Source organism: Kitasatospora sp. NPDC093550, assembly GCF_044764985.1.
Lineage (GTDB): Bacteria > Actinomycetota > Actinomycetes > Streptomycetales > Streptomycetaceae > Kitasatospora.
In genome coordinates, this window is sequence record NZ_JBIWJF010000006.1 from 374,101 (window position 1) to 392,946 (window position 18,846).

Below are 18,846 nucleotides of genomic sequence, written 5' to 3' on the forward strand. Positions count from 1 at the left end.
CACCCGGGCCCCCGCCGCCGGGGGGGGGGGGCCGGGGCCGGGGTGGGGGGGGGGGGGGGGGGGCGGGGCCCTGCGGGGGGGCGCCCCCCCCCCCCGGGGGGGGGGCCCCCGACCGGGTGGGGCGTGGGGTGGTGGAAGCCCGTCGCCGGGGGACGGTCAGGATGGCCAGGACGGCGAGGTGATCTTGCGCTGCAGGTCCATGAGCTTTTCGGGGATGCTGTCCCACTGGGCGTCGCTGCCGAGGTGCTCCACCGCGGAGTAGTAGATCTGTGAGGCGGCGCGGCAGGCCCATGCGATCTCACTCTTGGTCTTGCAGCTGTAGTCCATGTCGGCCTTGAACATCTTGTCGACCTGGCGCTTGATCGCCGGGCCCTGGGTGCCGTCGCCGATATCGCCGTCGAGGAGGAATTCCTTGGCGTTGCGGTAGCCGAAGTCGTGGTGGGCGCACGGCATCTTGAAGTCGAAGACGGCGAAGCCGGCGAAGTCCATGACGTCCGGGGCGGGCCTGTTGCAGAAGTCCGATTCGAAGGTGAACTTGAAGCGGTCCCAGGCTCCGTTCGAGAGGCGGCTGGCGTTGCGGGTGCGGTTCCAGGCGATGCGGGAGGCGTCGCCGGTCTTGATGAGTTCGTTGAAGCGGTCGGTCTTCTCCTGCAGGGTCGCGGCTTGGTTGGTGGGGGCGCCGAGGCTCTCCCAGGCGTCGCCGGTGCCGGTGTAGTGGAAGACGGTGCGGTGGTCGGGGGAGAGGCGGTAGACGCGGTTGTCGGCTTCGGTGAATGTGGCGCCGGGCCCGCCGATCCGGTTCCACTTGCCGTTGCCGTTGTGCTTGTAGAGGTCACCGGTGGCGGGGTTCGTCGCGTACAGGGTGTTCCCGCTGTAGAGCCGGCCGGCCGCGTCGCCGACGGGCTTCCACTTCCAGGGGGTGCCGGTGTACTCCATGACGGCGCTCTTGTCGGGGGCGAGTCCGTAGAGGTTGCGGTCGGTGGCGGTGAACGTGCTGCCGGGCCCGCCGATCTCCGTCCAGTCGTTCTTGGAGCGGTTGTACTGCTGGATGTTGCCGGTGGCGGGGTTGGTGGCGTAGAGGCTCTTCCCGCCGTAGATCTGGCCGGCGGGGCCACGGACGCCCTTCCAGGCGGTGGGGTTCTTCGGTGTGCCGGTGTACTCCATGACGGCGCTCTTGTCGGGGGCGAGTCCGTAGAGGTGGCCGTCGGCGACGACGAAGTTCGCGCCGGGGGTGCCGATCCTGGTCCACCCGCCGTAGTCGGCCGCTTCCTCGAGGGTCGGCCGGTACTGCCAGATGTCCCCGGTGGTGCCGTCGGTGGCGTAGAGGGTGTCGGGTCCGGCGTACAGGTTCTTGACGGGGCCGCGGATCTGCAGCCACTCGGTGCCCAGGCCGGACCACTCGTAGACGGCCGAGTGGTCGGCGGCCAGGGCGTAGACGTTGTTCTTGGTGGCGACGATGTCGGCCATGCTCACCGTCGGAAGGGTCTTCTTCTGGGCGGGCTTGCCGCGGGTGGCGGCGGTGGCGCTCACGCTGATGGCGAGGACGGCGGCGACGATCAGCGCGATCATCCGCAGCAGGCGCACGGCCCTGCCCCGCCCGGGGCGGGGCGGGGGTCCGTCGGTACCGGTCGTGAAGTCGGGGTCGGGGTGGGTCATTTCGGGCTCCTCGGTGTGTGGTTCCGGGCAGGACGGATCAGCCGCGAGGCTGCGGTGGAGGCGTGTGGACGGCAGGTCAGGCGAGGGTCCACCAGTGGTCGTCGCCGGACTCCGGGTGGCAGGGGTAGACGCCCAGACGCAGGCCCTCGGTGGGGTCGGCGTGGCCGGGGACGTCCAGGCACATCGGCGCGGGTGTGCCGTCGGACTTGGCGTTGACGAGCAGGAACGCGGTGTGCTCGCCGTTCCAGCGCTGGAGCCACAGGTGGTTGTCGGCGCTGCTGTAGTCGCAGGGGTAGAGGCCGACCTGCGCGTTGGCCGGGGCCTCGTGGTCGGGCGGGTCCACGCACAGTCCCGATCCGGCGGGGCGAAGGGCGAACCCGCTCGCGCCGCCGGTGCCGGGCACGAGGTCGAACTGCTGCAGATGCCCGGCGCCCGCGCCGCACCGCTCCTGCACCACCGGGTGCCCCATGTTCGGCACACCGCCCGTCGGCACGTCGGCGCACAGACCGGTCGCGACGTTCCGCAGCGGTCGGCGCGCAGGCGCGGCCGGCGCAGGGACGGGTCCGGTCGGCGAGGGCGAGGGGCTGCCGGGCGCTGCGGTGGCGGAGGGCCTGGCCGGCGGAGCGGAGGACGCGGGAGGCGCCGGTGCCGGCGGGCGTGCCGACGACAGGGATGGGACCGGTGCTGGCACGGGCGTCGGCCGCACCGACGGCGCGGGGGGAGCGGGCGGCGGGGGAGCGGGCGCGTCGGTGATCTTCCGGTACCGGAGGGGGACGTACGTGGCAGTGGGGTGCCTCGCGATCTGGTCGGCTCCGCGGTTGACGGTTGCCAACGAGGCCGGCCTGCTGCCGCCGCTCTCGGAGTAGTACCGGAACACGCCCTTGGCCTTGTCCGTCCAGCCGGCGAACAGGATGACGTGTCCGCCACCGTCAGGGGTGTCGAGCGCGTCGCCGGGCTGCAGCTGCTCCCAGGTGATCCTGTCGGCGACGGAGAGCAGGCCGCTGGTGTCGCGGCTGTCCGCCAGCTGCCAGGCCATCGAGACGAAGCCGGAGCAGTCCTGCCGGTACGGCCCGCCGGTCGCGCTGTCGCTCCACCACTGCGTCTGGCTGTAGCCCACCCGCTGCTCGACCCAGTGCCGGGCACGGGCGATGACCTGGTCGCGGGTGACCGGGCCGCCGGGGGCGGCGCCTTGGCCGAGGGCGCCGGTAGTGGCGGGCCGCTGGAGCTTGGGACTGCTGTCCGCCTGGGCGGGCAGCACGGCCAGGCCGGTGACGAGTGCGAGGGCGGCGAGGCCGGCGAGGGCGGTGCCGCGCCGTGATCGGTTCATCGTGTGTGGTCCCGTCCGTCGTCGGTGAACCCGCTTGCCGGGCTTGCCGGAAGCGGTGGAACACCACGCTGGAACCTGGTCTGATTGTCCGTCGGGCCGTGTCGGCCGGGCCGCAGGTCAGCGCGCCGCAGGTTGCGAACACCGGCGAACATGCCGGATATCCGAGGGGGAGAGATGGGGAAGGCCGGCCGTCCGCCGGGTCCGCTGCGGGGCCGCACCGAGCAGGCCAACGCGCTCGCGCAGTTCCTGCGGGAGCTGACCGCCGAGAGCACGGTCAGCGATCTGGAGAAGCGCTACAGCCTGGCCAGGAGTTCGTGGAGCGAGTACCGCTCCGGTCAGAAGATCATCCCGTGGGACCGGCTCAGCAAAGTGGTCGAGCACCGCTTCGCGCACGACCCGCGCGCCCGGCAGCTCGCGATGGACAACGCCCGGCGCCTGCACGCCGCCGCCACCTCCGCCCAGCCCCTTCTTGCTCCGCGACCTTCCGCCCCGATACCCGCCGTCCCCGCCCCGACCGAGCGACCTGCGGCGACCGAGGCAGGCTGCGCCGGACAAGCGGCGGACAATCCCCCCACCAGCACGGACACCACCTCCAACTTTGACGTCGCGTCCGACCCGGAGCGCCCGGGCGAACCGACCGCAGCGCTTCCTGACGCCGTCCCGCCCAGGCCGGAAGACGCCGGAGCTCCCGAGCCCGCCGAGCCCCAGATGCGGCCCCCGACACCGCCGTCCTTCAGCACCGACCCCGTGGCCACCGCCTCGCTCCCCACCGACGGGCCCCCAGCCCCGGCCTCCCTCCCCACCGACGGGCCCCCAGCCCCGGCCCCCGCCACCGCCCGCAAGCGAACCGGCGGTGAGCGAACCGCCGGCGCCGGATCGTGGTGGACCCGCTGGCGGACCCCGGTCCAGTGGGCTCTGCTGGCCGCCCTGCTCGCCGCGGTCATCATCGCCAACCAGGCCCAGCGCCCCGGCGGCCAGCCCGCCGCCGAACCGTCGGCGCCCAGCACCGCCGACAGCGGGGGAACCCAACCCGCGAACGTGCCGCCCGACTCCGCGGCCCCCAGCGGTACCCCGGAGCAGCCGCCCACCAGCCCGGCACCCGAGCCGCCGGCTGCCTCCACCCCTGCCACGTTGCCCCCGGACCCGGCCGGCACCCCCGCGGCCCCCAGCACCTCTTCCTCCCGCCCGGCCGCCGCCCCGACCCGCCCGGCCGCCACCTCTCCCCAGCCGGCCGCCACACCCCCACCGCCCGCGCCTGTCCCAGCGGCGCCCGACGGACCGCCCCGCCGCTCGCTCCGCAACCTGGCGACGGGCCTGTGCATCGACGTCCCGACGAGCGGCGTCCCGAACATGGGGCACCCGGTGGTCCAGGAGCGGTGCGGCGCGGGTGGAGAGCACCTGCAGTCCTTCGACCTCGTGCCCGCCGCCGGCGGCGCGAACCAGTTCGCGCTCCGCCCGGCCGGCTCCGCGCTGTGCGTGGACCCGCCCGAGCACGGAGCCCCGGCTCCCTCACAGGTCGGCCTCTACCCCTGCGACCTCACCGCCGCCGACAACCACCTGTGGCGCCTGCAGTGGAACGACACCAACGCCTTCCTGCTCGTCAACGTCAAGTCCGACGGTACCGCCACGCCGATGTGCCTGGACGTCCCCGGCCACGCCGACCCCACCCCCGGCCTGCGCCTGGGCGTCTACCCGTGCCACCCGGACCCCGGCGACGACCAGTGGTGGGCCTTCGCCTGAGAACCGGCCGGCCGTGGCTTTGTTCACGAGTCACGACAGCGGATGTACGCGACTTTGAACAGCACCACGAACCGGTCGTGTTCGACGTTCACGAGAAGCGACAGCACCGCCTGATGCGGCACCGAGTCCGCTTCAGCGTCGGTTGTCTGCCGGCCGGGCTCCGGCGGTCAGTCCGGGGGTGACCAGGGCGAGCCAACGGGCCCGGGCCGCGGGCGGTTGGTCGGTGGGAGCGGTGGAGAACAGCAGGTAGATGTCACCGACGGTGACGTCGGGGTGGATGTCGCCGTCGGACTGGCCTGCCCGGATGAGTGCGGCGACGGCGTTGCCGGCGCGGTCCTCGTCGGCGTGGTCGCCCGGCTCCGCGCCCAGCGTCCGGGCGGCCGCCTTCACGGCGCGGTCGGTGACGGACTGCTCGATGACGCGGCCGAGGAAGGCGGTCAGCTCGTCCGCGGCCCGGGCTCCGGCGGCGACGCGGGCGAGGACGGCTTCGGCGTCGTCGGCGACGCGGGCGACGCACTCGGCGACGACGGCGGCGACCAGGTCCGTCTTGGTGGGGAAGTGCCGGTACAGGGTGCCCACGGCCACGCCCGCAGCGGCTGCTATCTCGTCCATGCCGACCTCGGGGCCGTGCTGGGTGATCTGCTCACCGGCGGCGGTGAGGATCTTCCGTCGGTTGCGGACCGCGTCGGCGCGCGGCGCCCTGGCCTGGGTCACGGAACTCGCCTGCCCTTCCCCTTGCATCAAGATGAACCGAGGTTCAGGATAGATGGTGAACCACAGTTCATCTTACCTGTGAGGACTACCGCCATGCCCGCCAAGACCGCCCTCGTCACCGGTGCCTCCTCCGGCATCGGCGAGGCCACCGCCCTCAAGCTCAACGAGCTCGGCTACACCGTCTACGGAGCCGCCCGCCGCACCGACCGCCTGGCCACGCTCGCCGACCGCGGCATCCGCCCGCTGGCGATGGACGTCACCGACGACGCCTCCATGCAGACCGGCATCGACAAGATCATCGCGGAGACCGGCCGGATCGACGTGCTCGTCAACAACGCCGGATACGGCTCCTACGGCGCCCTCGAAGACGTGCCCCTGGACGAGGGCCGCTACCAGTTCGAGGTCAACGTCTTCGGCGCGGTCCGCCTGACCCAGCTCGTCCTGCCCCACATGCGCACCCGGCGCTCCGGCACCGTCGTCAACGTCACCTCCATGGGCGGCAAGATCTACACCCCGCTCGGCGGCTGGTACCACGGCACCAAGTTCGCCCTCGAGGCCCTCAGCGACTGCCTGCGCCTGGAGGCCAAGCCCTTCGGCATCGACGTCGTCGTCATCGAGCCGGGCGGCATCGCCACCGAATGGGGTGCCATCGCCGCCGACAAGCTGGAGAAGTCCTCCACCGGCGGCGCCTACGCCGCCCAGGCCGCCGCCGTCGCCTCCTCCCTGCGCTCCGAGGCCAACGCCAACCGCAACTCCCCGCCCTCCGTCATCGCCGACGCCATCGCCAAGGCCGTCACCGCCCGCCGCCCCAAGACCCGCTACGCCACCGGCTTCGGCGCCCGCCCCCTCCTCGCCCTGCGCCGCCTCCTGCCCGACCGCACCTTCGACACCGTCATCTCCCGCGCCATCGGCCTGCCGCGCTGAACCATCCTCGACAGCCGAGGCCCGCGGGGTGCTGTCGAAACTCGCGAACCGTTCGACGGCCGTCGCCGCTCAAGTGCCTCCCAAACTCGTCGACAAGTGCTGTCGCAACTCGTGAACAGGGCTTCGTGCGGATGGACGGCCGTATCCGATGCGATCCACCCCGGTCGGAACTCCGGAAGCCGAGCTCACGCGGCCAGCCCGTCGTCCGGATAATCGGCACCCGGTACCGGCACAGAAATCCGTCGTCTTCACCGCCCCACCGGCCGGAGGACCTCCACCACGGCACCGATCAGGACGCCCACGACCGGCCCAGCCGTTCTCGCGCGCGAGTGCCGCGACCGACGAACCGTCCACCGAGCGGCTGCTCCCGGCCGAGCGCCTCGGCTCCTCGTTCTCCGTCCCGGTCGGCCACCCACGGCCACCTTTGTCAGCCTCCGCGGCGACTGACGTCCTCGACGCCCCGTCCCTGCGGATCGGGCCCTCGGATATCACTGGGTGCCACGCCGTACGCGGTGCGGAACGCACGGCTGAAGTTCGCGTGCGCGCGGAATCCCCAGCGGGCGGCGACGTCCCCGATCGTGCGGTGGTGCAGCCGCGGGTCGACGAGGTCGACACGGGAGCGCTCAAGACGGCGACGGCGGATCGTGGCGGCGACCGTCTCGGGCTGCGTCCGGAACAGCTGGTGCAGGGTACGCAGCGAGATGTGGTGGTGCGCGGCGATGACGGCCGGGCACAGCTCCGGGTCTCCCAGGTTGTGCTCGATGAAGGTGTCGATGCGCGCTAGCAGTACCTGCTCCCGGGTCTCCACGGGCAGCGCGTCGTGCGCGTCGAGCAGGCCCGCGAAGTAGGCGGCGGCCAGATCGACACCGATGGCGCCCGTCCGGCGGAGCTCTGCGGGGCCGCCGTGGCCGGCACTCTCCAGGAAGCCGGAGAGGAAGTGCCTGAGCAGCACCCCGGCGGGCGATCGGGCGGCGAGGGACCGGCCCAGCAGACGCTCCATCCGGTCGGCCTTCAGCGGCACGGCGGTCCGGGGCAGTTGCATCAGCGTGACCCGGTGCCCGTGGTCGTCCCGGGTGAAGAAGTCGGCCGCCAGCGGGCGGGAGGTGTCGAACACGGCCAGGCTGCCGGCCGTGAGGCCGGCGACGTTGCGGGACTGCTCCAGCTGGATCGGGCTGCCCTGCACCAGGAACAGGTAGTACTGCTCCGGGTCGAAGCGCCGGATCTGGGCCGGTCCACGACGGGCCGACATCGGGGAGAACGCGAACTCCGCCACCCGGGCGCCGGGCAGGTCGACCGCCTTCGCACTCCCGCGGAAGCCGCCCTCGTGGTCGCAGGTGAGCGCCACGGGCATGACGTCGGTCTCCATCAGGCAGCTCCACCACTCCAGCCGGTCCGGTGGAACCACCCCGTCGGTGGAGACCGACACCAGCGCCTCGGGTGCCGACCCGCCCGCCCCTGCTTCAGTTGACGTGAACACAGGGAGATGGTCCGGGTGGCGGCCGGGCCGCGTCCAGGCGGTTGTCGGCCATGCCGGACGGCGACTGCGCCCGGTGCCAAGGAAGTCCGCACGCAGCGCCAAAGACCCGGGCGCCGGTGCGCGGCAATCATGTGACCAGCACGCGACACGATCCTTCGATTCCCAGAGGTGACACCGTGACAGAGCACCGAACCCCCGGCTCCGGCTCGCCCGCGAGGATTCTCGCCGCGCTGGTCATGACCCTCCTCGCGTTGGTGGGCACCGCGAGTGCGGCCGGCGCCGCCACGACCCCGGACTTCTCGGCTCAGGCCCACGGCCTCGGCCTGACCGACGCCCAGGCGAAGAGCCTCCAGGGGCGCGTCGACGCCTACCTGGCCACCACCGGCGGCACCCAGGTCTCGGCCAACAAGATCGCCCTGAACGGCGGAGAGCTGCTGCTCGCCCTCCCGGGGGAGCAGAGGGCTCGCAGCGTCACGGCGGCGGGTGACGCGACGAGCCTGGCCGCCTCCTGCCCGTACACGTACGTGTGCGCCTACAGCGGCACCGACTACACCGGTGACGTCCTGACGCTCTTCACGTGCAACTTCCCGGTGAGCATTCCCTGGTACGGGACCGGCTCGTGGATCAACAACCAACGGGCCGCCCTGCACGCCAAGTTCTACGACCGGAACGGCAACCTCGGCTGGACGTCGCCCGGCGGCTACAGCTCGGACCCCGCCGCCCCCTGGGGCTGGGTCGGGTGGCTCAGCCCCTGCTAGGAGCCGCCTGATCAACCGCTGGTCGCGGCCTGAGGACTCGGGCCGCGACCGTGATCGCGCCAATCCGGCTCGGCCGTCGCGCGGCGGCGGCTACGGTGCTGCCATGCTGACTATGGATCAGGCGCTGCGGGCGATCGCGGCCCTCGAAGCCGCGTGGGCCCAGGACACCGAGGCGATCGATGCCCTGGCCGGCACCGGTCAGGATGAGGAGCCGCTGGCCGCGGTGGTTGCCGAGTTCGTCGGCGAGGTACTTCGCGGCGTGTCGTTGGCGGCGACCGGGATCACCGATCTGCCCGAGGAGCAGCAGCGGGCCGCGGCCGCCGAGTTCAGCAAGGGGATTCTCGCCGGTATGCTCGCGGCGACGACGCGCACGTTCCGGTCGTGGGCCGTTAGTGCCGGAAGCGACGTCGGTCCGACCCGGGATCTCGCCGTCGCCGGACTGAACGCCATCCTGGGCTTCGCGGCGGAGGGCGTGGACGACCCCGACGCGGTGAAGGAGCTGTTCAACGGGATGCGAGCCGAGGCGATGGCTCGCCTGTAGACCGCGGTCGTCTCCCGGCCGCACCGAGGGGGCCAGGCCGAGGACCGGTCGGACGCACGGCACGGACCGGGCTCCGTCGGCCGACCTGCCCTCGCACACCCAGGACGGCTGTCCTGCCCGCCCCCGGCTCAGGCCCCGCCCGTCCGGCCCGCCCGTCCGGCCCGCCGTCCGGCCCGCCGCACGGCGCAGCCGGTTCTGACGGCCCGTTCGCTGGTGAAAGGTGGTGACCCAGCGCCGTCGACCACCCTCGCATCGACACCGTTGGCCTCCACCTCACCCGCACCGCCACCCTGGCCACCTGGCCCGTCGAGGAGCTCGGGCCGGGAGCTGGTCACGTCGGCGACCTGCGCGGGTGGGTACGGCCGTAGGGCGCGGGGCTCAGGCGGCGCCCTGGGCGCGGACGTCGTACTCCTGGCGTGCGGCGAGGACTTCGCCGACGTGCTCCACCGACCATTGGGTGAGTACGCGCAGTGGTCCCCGCAGTGTCTGGCCGAGGGGGGTCAGGTCGTACTCGACGTGGGGCGGCACCTCGGGATACACGGTCCGCCGGACCAGTCCGTCGCGTTCGAGCGTGCGCAGCGTCTGGGTGAGCATCTTCTCGCTCACCCCGGCCAGCCGCTGCCGCAACTGGGTGAACCGGCAGGCTCCGTGCTTGCCGAGTTCGCCCAGCACGAGCACCGCCCACTTGCTGCCGATCTGGTCGAGCAGGTCGCGCGAGGGGCAGCCGCGCGTGTACGGGTCCCATGACGCCATGGGCTCCGTCACATTCTCGGCGGTCGCCATTCCACTCACCTCGATACTTTCCCGGAGGTGGTCACCTTACCAGCAAGTGGCTACTTACCAATGGAGAGTGAGCAGGTCAATCTGGGGTTCGTCACGCCGCGAGGAGAGTTCGCGGCAGGAAGGGGCGATCTCATGTCCATCGTCGTCACCGGAGCCTCAGGCCAGTTGGGCAGGCTCACCGTCGAGGCGCTGCTGCGGCGCGGAGTCCCGGCCGCGGACATCGTCGCGACCGGACGGGACACCGCACGCATCGAAGACCTCGGCCACCGCGGCGTCGTGGTGCGCCGGGCGGACTTCGCGGAGCCGGACAGCCTCGCGGCGGCGTTCCAGGGAGCGGACCGGCTGCTGCTGGTGTCCACCACCGCCGTGGACGAGCGGTCGGCCAACCACCGCCGGGCCGTCGACGCGGCAGTGGCGGCCGGCGTGTCGCTGGTGGCGTACACGAGCATGACGCAGGCCGACACGGCGACCAGCATCCTGGCCCGCACCCACCGCGCCACCGAGGAGTACCTGCGCGACCGCGAGGTCCCCAGCACACTGCTGCGCAACAGCTGGTACCTGGAGAACTACACCGCCCAACTGCCCCTGTTCCGTCGGCACGGGACGGTGATCGGAGCCGCGGGCAAGGGCAGGATCAGCGCCGCGTCGCGCGCCGACTACGCGGAGGCCGCCGCCGTCGTGCTGACCGGCGAGGGCCACGCGGGCGCGGTGTACGAGCTGGGTGCGGACGAGGCGTTCACCCTGGCCGAGCTGGCGGAGGCGGTCTCGGCGGCCACCGGGGAGCCGATCGCCTACACCGATCTGCCCGCGGACCGGCTCACCGAGGCGCTGACCGGGGTCGGCCTGCCCGCCGAACTGGCGCACGTCCTCGCCGACGCCGACCTCGGGATGAGCCGCGGCGAGCTGTACACGGGATCCGGCGACCTCAGCCGCCTGATCGGCCGGCCGGCCACCGCGCTGTCCGACGCTATCGCCGCCGCGCTGCGCTGACCGTCCGCTCGCCCCCGCGGCCGTCGCGCCCGGACCGCCGCGAGGCGCTCACCCCTCGTTCCATGACCGTGTACGACCCTGCCATCACCCGGAAAGTTGCCGACCATGTCCTCCCGCACCGTTCCCCCGCACACCGTTCCCCCGCACACCGTTCCCCCGCACACCGCGTCCACCCGCGCCGCGTCCGCCCGTAGGACCGTCCGCGTCATCGGGCGGCGCGCGCTCGTCACCCTTACCGCCACCTCCGCGGCCCTGACCGCGTTCACGCTTCCCGCGACCGCCGCCACCCCCGGTGACCCCGCCCCCGCCCACGCCTCCCAGGGCGGGAACGGTGCCCAGGCGATCACCCTCGACGGCAGCCGCGCGTTCCCCGAAAGCGTGGCGGCCGACCGCCACTTCGTCTACGCCGGCAGCATCGGCGACGGCACCGTCTACCGGGGACGCCCCGGGGCGACCACGCTCGAACCCTTCCTGCCGGCCGGCCAGGACGGCCGCACCCAGGCCACCGGCATCAAGATCACCGGCAACCGCCTGCTGGTCGCCGGCGCGTTCACCGGGCGCTTCTTCGTCTACAGCACTTCCGGGAGGCTCGTCGCGGCCTACACCGTCCCTGATACCGGCGAACAGACCCTCGTCAACGACGCGGCCGTGGCCCCCAACGGGGACGTCTACATCACCGACTCGCTGCGCGCCGTGGTCTACCGGATTCCGGCCGCCGAGGTGGACGGCCCCGCCACCGGCGCCCACCGGACCCTGCGGGTGGCCTACCACCTGCCGGACTACGTGGCCGGCCAGTCCAACGGCAACGGCATCACCACCGCCCCCGACGGCACGTCGCTGATCATCGGCTACTGGTACAGCGGCGCCCTCTACCGGCTCGACCTCACCACCGGCGGTGTCCGCAGGATCGACGCACCGCCGCTGCCCAGCGCCGACGGCATCGTCCGGCGGGGAAACACCCTGTACGTCGCGCGTTCGGTGAACAACGAGGTCACCGAACTGCGACTGTCCGCCGGGAGCACCCGGGCAGTCGTCGTCTCCGAACGCACCTTCCCCGGCGCCGACACCACCACCGGCGTCGCCGTGAGCGGGGACCGGCTGCTGGTGACCAACTCCCAGATGGACACCTACCTCTACGGCGAACCGCTGACCAGCCCGGCCTTCACCATCGAGAGCCTGCCGCTGCGCTGAGGCCCGGTCGGGGACGCCCGACACGCGCGGCGCGGGCCCTGACGCGGACAGGTGCCGGGGTCCGCGCCGAAGGCCAGGGGGCCATACGGCCCCGCGCCGTCCACCCGTCCGCCCGGCCGCCCGCCGGCCCACCTCACCCGCTCACCGCCGCCGCGCACTGAGGCCGGCCCCGCACCGCCGCCCTGGGCGGTCAGCCCCCGGGTCGCCGGGCCTCGGGCAGGGTGAAGCCGATCTCGGCGCCGCCGCCCGGCGCGGTGCCCGCGAACACGGTGCCGCGGTCGGCGGTGACCAGGTCGTGGACGATCGCCAGCCCCAGCCCGGAACCCGGGACGGACTGGGTGCCGGCGCCGCGGTAGAAGCGGTCGAAGACGGCGTGCTGCTCGTCCGGGCCGATCCCCGGCCCGTGGTCGCGCACCGACAGCGTGGCCCGACGGACGGCTGCCCGCCCGGAGCCCCGCACCTCGACCCGGACGCTCACGCTGACCGGTGTGTCGTCGGGGCTGAACTTGACGGCGTTGGCCAGCAGGTTGTCGACGCAGCGGTGCAGCGCGCGCGGCCGGGCCAGCACGGCGACGCCCCCGCTCCCGTCGGGACCCGGCTCCGTCCCCCCGACGGTCACGGCGATGACCCGTCCGGTGCGGCGCCGGAACCGGTCGGCGCAGTCCTCGGCCGCCGCCGCCAGGTCGAGCAGGACCGGATCCTCGTCGGCTTGCCGGTCGGTGGCCAGCTCGACCAGCTCGCGCACCAGGTCGTCCAGCGCGACGCTCTCCGCGACCAGGGTGGCCAGGATCTTCTCCTCGTCCTGCGGCGCGAGCCTGCCCCGGGCCCGCTGCAGCAGCTCCGCACTCCCGCGCACCGAGGTGAGCGGCGTGCGCAGCTCGTGGCTCGCGTTCTGGACCAGCCGCTGCTGCGCATCCCGGGAACGGCGCAGCGCGTCGAGCATGACCTCGAACGCCCGGGTCAGCCGGCCGACCTCGTCCCGGCCGGCCGCCGGCAGCGGGGTGGCGAGGTCCTGGGTCGAGCTGATCCGCTCGGTGGCGCGGGCCAACCGCCGCATCGGGCGCAGGATCCGGCCGATCAGCAGCCAGCTGAGGGCCGCGCAGGCGCCGGCCGCGGCGGCCGTGGTCCAGCCGATCTGCCGCAGGAACGCCTGGTCCACGCGCTCGGGATCCGCGTAGTCCTGACCGACCATCAGGGCGCCGAGGCCCTCGCCCCGGCCCTGGGTCAGCACGCCGTAGGTGGCGTCCCCCACGGTGATCTCGTCCGTTCGCACGCCCTCTCCGGTACGCGCCACGGCGAGGGCGCCCGGCGGGGCGGGCAGGGTCGCGCGGCCGGGGGAGAGGGGGCGGACCGTGCCGTCCGGCAGGAGCAGCTGTTCGGTGGTGTCGGGCCGCTCACCGGGCACCCGGCCGGCGTCGAGGACGGCGGTCACGGCGTCCGCGCGGTCCACGAGCGCCCGGTCGAACCGGTCGGCGACCATCCCGGTGACGCCACGGTAGGAGGTGACGACGGTGACGGCGATGGCCAGCAGGGTGGCGGCCACCACCACGAGGGTGATCCTGGTGCGCAGCACTACGCGGCCGCCACGAGGTAGCCGACGTTGCGGACGGTCCGGATCAGCCGGGGCTCTCCGCACTCCTCGGTCTTGCGGCGCAGGTAGCCGATGTAGACGTCGAGCGAACGTGAGTCGGTGTCGAAGTCATAGCCCCAGATCCGCTCGTATATCTGCGGGCGGGTGAGTACCACGCCCTGGTTGCGAAGCAGCAGTTCCAGCAGGTCGAACTCGGTCTTGGTGAGGTCGAGCGGCCGCCCGCCGCGGTGGGCGAGGCGGGGGGCGGGGTCGAGCACGAGGTCCTCGCAGGCCAGCAGGCCCGGCTCGGGCGGAGTCGTGGCGCGCCGCAGCAGGGCGCGGATCCGGGCCAGCAGTTCCTCGGTGGCGAAGGGCTTGGCCAGGTAGTCGTCGGCCCCGGCGTCCAGCCCGGCGACCCGGTCGCCGAGCTGGTGCCGGGCGGTGAGGACCAGGACCGGCAGCCGGTCGCCCCGCCGACGCAGCATCCGGCACAGGGCCAGTCCGTCCAGGCGGGGCATGACCACGTCCACGACGGCGAGGTCGGGGCGCCGGTGCTCCAGCAGCTCCAGGGCCTCCTGTCCGTCGCCGGCGGTCAGGACCCGGTAGCCCTCGAACCGCAGGAGCTGGTCCAGGGTGGTGCGGACGCCGGGGTCGTCCTCGACGACGAGCACGGTGCGGCCGGGGGCGGCGGTGGTGTCTGTCATGGCGTCATTCTCGCTGGTGGGGAGGGTGGGTGGAGGCGGCGGGCGGCCCGCGGGGCATCAGCGGTCACCGGGCGTCAGCGGCGTACCGGGGCGACGGCGATCGGTGGCACGGCGTTCACGCAGGAGGTGTCGCCGGGCCGGCCGGTGCGGACGAACCCCTCCACGATCGCGAGCGCGCAGTGCGTGGACTCCAGCTCCGCCACGTGTCCCACGTTGGGCACGGCGACGACGGTGGCGCGCCGGAACTGCGTCGCCGCCCGGCGAGTGGCGCTCTCGGCCGTGTTGGAGTCCAGGTCGCCGGCGAACAGCAGCACGGGCACGTCCGGTTGCGCGCCGTCCACCGGCTGCGGGCGGGCGGTGCCGCGGCGCGGCCACTGGATGCAGGCGTCCGCGCCGTCGGTCTGGCCCTCGGTGAAGCCCTCGACGCTGAACGCCCCGAACCGGGCCGGGTCCGCCGCCGACAGCGCGGCGCGGTACTCGCGCCAGCGGGCCGGCAGCGGGGAGTCGACCGACCAGGCGCGCGGGTAGTCGTTGCACACCACGGCCAGGAAGGACGCCTGGTCCTCGCGGGTGGCCCCGCCGTAGTCGGCCCGGACCAGGGCCCGCAGCGCGCGGTCGTCGCCGCCGGCGGCGTCGTGCAGGGCGGCCGGCAGGTCGCCCAGCAGGGAGCGCTCGGCCGGGCTCTCGCCGGCGCCGCGGCTGGCGGCCTCGTACAGGAGGTTGGCGAGCTTGTCCTCGGTGAACCGCAGGGTGCGGGTGGCGCCGGCGGCGTCGATCCGCAGCGTCACCGGCCGCTCGCGCAGGTGCCCGGCGACCGTCCGGAGATCCGCGACGGCGGTGTCCCCGTCGCAGACGCCGCTGCGCTCGCACACCCGCTTCAGGGCCAGGGAGACGGCGTCGGCGCTCGGCCGGGCCAGCGGGTCGACGTTGAGCGGGTAGGCGCCGGACAGCACCATGGCGTCGACCCGCCCGGGGTGGCGGGCGGCGTACACCGGCATCAGGTAGGTGCCGTAGGAGAGCCCGTACAACAGCAGGGATTCGGCGCCGATCCGGGCCCGGACGGCGTCGATGTCGTCCGCGGTCGCGGCGCTGGTGTAACCCTCGGCCCTGGGGCCGAGGTTGGCAGCGCACCGGGCGATCGCGTCCCGCTGTCCGGCGCGGTCGGCGAAGCGGTACTCGGCGTCGCTGACCCCGCACGGGATGCGGCCGGAGCGGCCGGTGCCGCGCGGGTCGACGAGCAGGACGTCGTGGCCGGCGAGCACGCCACGGAGCGCGGCGGCGAAGACCTCGGCCCGGTCGACCGCGGTCTCGCCGGGCCCGCCGGGGTTGATCGCGACGGTTCCCCGCGCCGGCCCCGCCTCGCGGTGGCGGACCACCGCGTACGCGACCGGGACGGTGCCGAGCCACGGCTTGCCGGCCACCACCGGCCGGCCGACGGTGCCGCAGTCCACCCGGTGCCCCTCCACCGCGGGACACCAGGCCGGCCGCCCGGAGCGGCCCGCCGCCTGCGCCGCGGAGGCGGTCGCGGTCGGCAGTGCGGCGAGCAGGACCGCCGCCGCTCCGGCGACCGCCCCGGCCCGGCGGATCGTGCGTGCGGTGGTCGTCCCGTTCCTCGTCATGGTGTGTTCCTTCCGTCCCTCTCGTTCCCGGTGGTGAGGACGACCTTGCCGTGCGCCCGTCAGGGGTCCGGCAGAGCGACGGCAGAGCGGTGTAAGAACTTCGACGGGGGACAGGTACGGCTCGACCGGACGGTCAGCCGCGGGGGAGCGGAGCGAAGACGTAGCCGCGGGACGGGAGGTGCGCAGGATCGCGGGCCGGGCGGCCACGGTTCGGCGCCCAGTGACGGTCACACCCCGGACGGGCAGCGTCCGGCCGGGGCCGTAGCGGTCATCGGCTTGGGCGGCGGTGAGCCGTCGCATCGCGACGTACGAACCGCGGCCACCTGGACTCCGACGCGCAGCCGAGCAGCGCCTGGGCCACGCATACGGGAGCGGCGGTGCCGGTCCGACGGTGGTGGTCCGCAAAACCGGTTGCCAGGGAGCGCGGCCCGGATCACCGATGTGCGGCATGTACCTGTGCTGACGACTGCCACGTGGCAACTCACCCCAAGCGATCGACCTCTGCGCCGGGCCACCGGCCGCGCGCTGAGTCGATGACGCGCGCGCTCACGCGATCGACCGCCCTCGGCGCTCGGCCATGCCGCCGTGTCCCGAGGCGATGAGACGCGCTGCCGCGAGTTGCCACGGAGAGACACGACCTGTCGCGCGATCGACCTCGGGACGCCCGCCATGCGGCCCTCCGCCCCGAGGCGATGACACGCGCCTTTGTGAGCACTCGTGAGATCTTCAGCACGCGCTGCGCCGCGAGCGCCACCGCCAGGACGTCGCCGCATGCGCCCGCGAAGCCGCCCAGCGCCACAACGGGCTGCGCCAGGTCGGCTCCGACCGCGGTCCGCAGCGTCGGGCGTCACCCCGGACGGGTCACCATCCCGCGATCCTCCCCACGGCGAACCCCACACAGCACACCACCATGACGCCGATCACCAGCAGGGGGATCCAGCCGGGCCAGGCCGTGTGCAGCTCGACCGACTCCGGGGTCGAGATGCCGGAGCACGTCGACGCCTCGCATTCGGGCGTCTCGGTGGGAGGTCTCGCGGGCACGGGACGCTCAGGGGCGGGGACGTGCTGGTCGACGGTCATGTCGTCCTCCCGATGCCGGACGTCCGGGGAAACGCGGAACGGAACCGTTCCGCGCACCGAGCCGGGGTCCCGCTCCGCCGAGCACGGGGCGCGGTCGCCACCGCGACCGGCCGGCCCGCGCAACGGACCCTCGAGTCCATGCTCGCCCCGTCGGCGCCCTCCTCCGTATCGCAGCGTTTCCGCAGCGGAACGCGGGGCCGGCCGGGGCACCGGCCGCGGGCGTGCGGCGGGGACGGCCGGTGACAGGGGGCGCAGCACGAAGCGCCCTCCGCCAAGGGCTCGCGCGGCGCCTGGCTCGACCACCCGGGCGCCGCGGCCGGATGACCGGCCCCCTGCTCCGTGGGCCCCCGCCGGCAGCCTGCGGGGCCCATGTCCCGTCGGGCCGGCCCCGGCACCGGGTCCGCGGGATCCGGCCGGGATCAGGATCCGTCCGGCGGCCCCCGCCGCTGCCTCATCGCTGCGACAACGACGCGAGTTCCAGCGCGGCCGGCCCCCGTCGCATCCTGGGGCCGTGGCGCCCGCTGGAGGTGAACCGATGTCCGTCGAACCGGTGACCGGGGCCCCGGCCCGGCCGGTCGGAAGGCCGCCCCGGTCGGAGCACCGGCGTCCGCTCGCCCTGCCCCGGCCGGCCGGAGGCGCGGCGGCCCCGGTGGCCGGCACGCCCACGGCGCCGGACGGTCCGCGGTGAACGGGGAGCGGGACGAGCGCCCGGTGGTCCCGGCTGCCGGCCTGTTCACGCCGGAGTCGGTGTCCTGGTCCGTGCACGCCGACCCGTCCATGCTGCTGGGCGGTCTGCGCGCCCTGCTCCTACAAGCGCTGCACCCCCTCGCGATGGCCGGCGTGGCGCAACACTCGGCCTTCCGTGAGGACCCGTGGGGCCGGCTGTACCGGACGGCCCACTTCGTCGGCGCGGTGACGTACGGTACGGGCGCGCAGGTGCGCGAAGCGGTCGACCGGGTCCGTCGGATCCACCGGCAGGTGCACGGGACCGATCCGGAGACCGGCCGTCCCTACCGGGCGGACGATCCGGAACTGCTGACCTGGGTTCACTGCGCGGAGGTCGGCTCGTTCCTGACGGCGGCCCGGCGCAGCGGGCTCTGCCTGAGTGACCGGGACGCCGACGCCTACCTCGTGGAGCAGTCACGGGTGGCACGCCTGATCGGCGTCCCCGCGGGCCACCGGGTTCCGTCCAGCGTGGCGGAGCTGGACGCCTACACCGAGTCCGTCCGCCCCCTGCTGCGGGCGACTCCTGCGGCCCGGGAGGCGCTGCGGTTCGCCGTGACGCCTCCGCTGCGCGGCTGGGCACTCCTCGCGAGCCCGCTCCGTCCTGCCTGGGCGGCCCTGGTCGGCTGTGCCGTCGGCCTCCTGCCCCCGTGGGCCCGGCGGTTGTACGGCCTTCCCGGTCTGACGATCACGGACCCCCTGGTGACGGCACAGGCCAGGATCGTGCGGCAGGCCGCGCTGCGCATGCCCCGGTCCTGGCGGGAGGGGCCCCATCTGGTCGCCGCCCGTCGACGGCACGACCCCGACCTGTGGACGGCGCCGCGCGAGAACACCGGGAGCCCGTGAGGAGTCGTGCGCACCGGACAGGCTGCCCCCGTCGTGCGGTGGTTCGCAGGAAGCGGTGGCCGGCGGATCGTACGGCTGCGGAGACTCTTGCCGGTGCCGGCTTCCCCTCCTAAAGGTTGTTTCACAAGGTTCCGAGAGACCGGAGCGAGCAGTCAGCCGAGTCAAGAATCGGCTGAGTTGTCCTATTTCTCGAGCGCCCGACC

Annotated in this window: 16 protein-coding genes; 7 read left to right on the forward strand and 9 right to left on the reverse strand. The window is 73.8% G+C overall.

Translation table 11 applies throughout. From position 1 onward, the window contains the following. Positions 1-156: 156 nt before the first annotated feature. A complete protein-coding gene (locus tag ACIRD3_RS12700) occupies positions 157-1,656 on the reverse strand; it encodes a phospholipase A2 (RefSeq protein ID WP_402214703.1) in 1,500 nt (499 codons plus the stop codon). Positions 1,657-1,732: 76 nt separating this feature from the next. After that, positions 1,733-2,983 carry a ricin-type beta-trefoil lectin domain protein gene (locus ACIRD3_RS12705; RefSeq protein WP_402214705.1) on the reverse strand — a complete coding sequence of 417 codons (1,251 nt, stop codon included), beginning with the start codon at positions 2,981-2,983 and terminating at the stop codon, positions 1,733-1,735. A gap of 174 nt (positions 2,984-3,157) precedes the next feature. Between ACIRD3_RS12705 and ACIRD3_RS12710 the strand changes: the two genes are divergently transcribed. Continuing rightward, positions 3,158-4,723 (forward strand): hypothetical protein, encoded by a 1,566-nt coding sequence (locus ACIRD3_RS12710; protein ID WP_402214707.1) that lies wholly within the window; start codon positions 3,158-3,160, stop codon positions 4,721-4,723. Between the two features lie 132 nt (positions 4,724-4,855). On the opposite strand, the gene ACIRD3_RS12715 is transcribed toward ACIRD3_RS12710, so the two are convergent. Further along, positions 4,856-5,437, reverse strand: coding sequence for a TetR/AcrR family transcriptional regulator (locus ACIRD3_RS12715; RefSeq protein ID WP_402214709.1), 582 nt, complete (start codon positions 5,435-5,437; stop codon positions 4,856-4,858). A gap of 93 nt (positions 5,438-5,530) precedes the next feature. Between ACIRD3_RS12715 and ACIRD3_RS12720 the strand changes: the two genes are divergently transcribed. After that, entirely contained in the window at positions 5,531-6,361 is an 831-nt protein-coding gene (locus ACIRD3_RS12720; protein ID WP_402214710.1) for an oxidoreductase, read from the forward strand. Between the two features lie 427 nt (positions 6,362-6,788). On the opposite strand, the gene ACIRD3_RS12725 is transcribed toward ACIRD3_RS12720, so the two are convergent. Next, complete coding sequence (locus tag ACIRD3_RS12725; RefSeq protein WP_402214712.1) at positions 6,789-7,838, reverse strand: helix-turn-helix domain-containing protein; 1,050 nt, start codon at positions 7,836-7,838, stop codon at positions 6,789-6,791. A 176-nt stretch (positions 7,839-8,014) separates the two neighbouring features. On the opposite strand from ACIRD3_RS12725, the gene ACIRD3_RS12730 reads away from it, so the two are divergent. Beyond that, positions 8,015-8,596, forward strand: coding sequence for a peptidase inhibitor family I36 protein (locus tag ACIRD3_RS12730; RefSeq protein WP_402214714.1), 582 nt, complete (start codon positions 8,015-8,017; stop codon positions 8,594-8,596). Positions 8,597-8,699: 103 nt separating this feature from the next. Then, complete coding sequence (locus ACIRD3_RS12735; RefSeq protein ID WP_402214716.1) at positions 8,700-9,137, forward strand: hypothetical protein; 438 nt, start codon at positions 8,700-8,702, stop codon at positions 9,135-9,137. A 378-nt stretch (positions 9,138-9,515) separates the two neighbouring features. Here ACIRD3_RS12735 and ACIRD3_RS12740 read toward each other — a convergent pair whose 3' ends face one another. Beyond that, positions 9,516-9,890 (reverse strand): winged helix-turn-helix transcriptional regulator, encoded by a 375-nt coding sequence (locus ACIRD3_RS12740; protein WP_402214718.1) that lies wholly within the window; start codon positions 9,888-9,890, stop codon positions 9,516-9,518. Between the two features lie 162 nt (positions 9,891-10,052). Here ACIRD3_RS12740 and ACIRD3_RS12745 point away from each other — a divergent pair, with 162 nt between their 5' ends. Next, positions 10,053-10,910 (forward strand): SDR family oxidoreductase, encoded by an 858-nt coding sequence (locus ACIRD3_RS12745; RefSeq protein ID WP_402214720.1) that lies wholly within the window; start codon positions 10,053-10,055, stop codon positions 10,908-10,910. A 105-nt stretch (positions 10,911-11,015) separates the two neighbouring features. Then, positions 11,016-12,101 (forward strand): SMP-30/gluconolactonase/LRE family protein, encoded by a 1,086-nt coding sequence (locus ACIRD3_RS12750; RefSeq protein ID WP_402214722.1) that lies wholly within the window; start codon positions 11,016-11,018, stop codon positions 12,099-12,101. A 190-nt stretch (positions 12,102-12,291) separates the two neighbouring features. Here ACIRD3_RS12750 and ACIRD3_RS12755 read toward each other — a convergent pair whose 3' ends face one another. The 4 genes from ACIRD3_RS12755 to ACIRD3_RS12770 form a co-directional block, all read right to left on the reverse strand. After that, positions 12,292-13,674 carry an ATP-binding protein gene (locus tag ACIRD3_RS12755; RefSeq protein WP_402214724.1) on the reverse strand — a complete coding sequence of 461 codons (1,383 nt, stop codon included), beginning with the start codon at positions 13,672-13,674 and terminating at the stop codon, positions 12,292-12,294. Further along, positions 13,674-14,375, reverse strand: coding sequence for a response regulator transcription factor (locus ACIRD3_RS12760; protein ID WP_402214726.1), 702 nt, complete (start codon positions 14,373-14,375; stop codon positions 13,674-13,676). Before ACIRD3_RS12760 ends, ACIRD3_RS12755 begins: the two co-directional genes overlap by 1 nt. 74 nt (positions 14,376-14,449) lie before the next feature. Further along, positions 14,450-15,994, reverse strand: a complete 1,545-nt coding sequence (locus tag ACIRD3_RS12765; RefSeq protein ID WP_402214728.1) for an alpha/beta fold hydrolase — start codon at positions 15,992-15,994, stop codon at positions 14,450-14,452. An 861-nt stretch (positions 15,995-16,855) separates the two neighbouring features. Further along, positions 16,856-17,074, reverse strand: coding sequence for a DUF6480 family protein (locus ACIRD3_RS12770; RefSeq protein ID WP_402214729.1), 219 nt, complete (start codon positions 17,072-17,074; stop codon positions 16,856-16,858). A 684-nt stretch (positions 17,075-17,758) separates the two neighbouring features. On the opposite strand from ACIRD3_RS12770, the gene ACIRD3_RS12775 reads away from it, so the two are divergent. After that, on the forward strand, positions 17,759-18,643 hold the full coding sequence (locus ACIRD3_RS12775) for an oxygenase MpaB family protein (RefSeq protein WP_402214731.1): 885 nt from the start codon (positions 17,759-17,761) through the stop codon (positions 18,641-18,643). Positions 18,644-18,846: the final 203 nt, after the last annotated feature.